The sequence below is a fragment of the Neptuniibacter sp. CAU 1671 genome, from assembly GCF_029222905.1.
Taxonomy (GTDB): Bacteria; Pseudomonadota; Gammaproteobacteria; order Pseudomonadales; family Balneatricaceae; genus Neptuniibacter.
On sequence record NZ_JARHUE010000015.1, the window covers coordinates 1 to 1,258 of the forward strand.

The following is a 1,258-nucleotide window of genomic DNA, read 5'->3' on the forward strand; positions in this document are numbered from 1 at the left end:
TGGTCCTACCCACAAAAAGTAGACACTAGGTTATGCGCATTTGCGCTCATACTCTGCCGGACTGACATAGCCCAAAGCCGAGTGCCTACGTATGCGGTTATAAAATACTTCGATGTATTCGAAGATACCTGATTTTGCTTCTTCTACGGTCCTATATTGTTCAGCATAGATCAGCTCCACCTTCAGCCTGCTGAAAAACGATTCCATCACGGCATTATCCCAGCAGTTCCCTTTCCTGCTCATACTAGGCTTGCAGCCGTTTCGCTCCATCAACGCCTGATAGCGATTGGACCGGTACTGCACACCTCGGTCAGAGTGAATGATCAGGCCAGGCTCGATGTTCCGGCGCTTGAAGGCCATGTTCAGAGCATCGGTAATCAACTGCTCGGTCATGCTCGTATCCAAGGACCAGCCAACGATGCTTCGCGAATACAGGTCCATTACCGTGGCCAGATACAGCCAGCGGTCCCTGACCCAGATGTAGGTAATATCGGTGGTCCATTTCTGATTCGGAGCATCCGCGTTGAAGCGACGCTTGAGAAGATTATCGGCCACACCGGTCATCGCTTCGGTGTGCGGCGAGTACTTGAAGGCTTTGCCGTTACGCGCCCGGATACCGCGGCGTCTGAGGATGTCTGCGACGTAGTTCACGGAACAGGCGATGCCCAGGGCATTCAGCTCCTCGGCAATTCGCGGGGCCCCGTAGCGGGCCTTGTAGGTGGCAAAGGTATCCATGACCTGCTCTTCCATGATCTGTCGCCTGCGCACTCGGGAACTGATATCCCGACCCAGCCAACGGTAAAATCCTGATGCCGATACGGCCAGTACCCGGCACATCAGACGTATCGCATACTGCCCTCGATACTCCTGTATCAGAGCGTACTTTACTCGTGCTGACTCGCAAAGTACGCAGCAGCCTTTTTTAGGAACTCGAGCTCCTTCTTCAGTGCATCCCGTTCGCGCTTCAACTGGCGAACTTCTTCGCTTTCGGACTTGGAGTAGTCGACACCATTCAGACTGTTGAACTGCTTCTCCGACAATCGGTTGAACTGGCGCTTCCAGTTATAGATCTGACCCGGATGAATCCCCAGCTCTTTCGCAACCGAGGCTGCTGTATTCCCAGGTTGACCTGCGCGATTGACCGCTTCGCGTCGGAATTCCTCGGTATAGTGTTGATACTTTTTCCTGGACATCTTACACCTCCCCGTCAGGCGTAAACCTAACTATAGAAGGTGTCTACTCTTCGTGGGTAACTCGG

At 53.3% G+C, this 1,258-nt stretch carries 2 protein-coding genes; both read right to left on the reverse strand.

Annotated elements, in window-relative coordinates; translation table 11 throughout:
* Positions 1 to 30 precede the first annotated feature (30 nt).
* On the reverse strand, positions 31 to 876 hold the full coding sequence (locus P2G53_RS14080) for an IS3 family transposase (RefSeq protein ID WP_275818360.1): 846 nt from the start codon (positions 874 to 876) through the stop codon (positions 31 to 33).
* A gap of 8 nt (positions 877 to 884) precedes the next feature.
* Positions 885 to 1,193 carry a transposase gene (locus P2G53_RS14085; protein WP_275818358.1) on the reverse strand — a complete coding sequence of 103 codons (309 nt, stop codon included), beginning with the start codon at positions 1,191 to 1,193 and terminating at the stop codon, positions 885 to 887.
* Between the last annotated feature and the right edge of the window lie 65 nt (positions 1,194 to 1,258).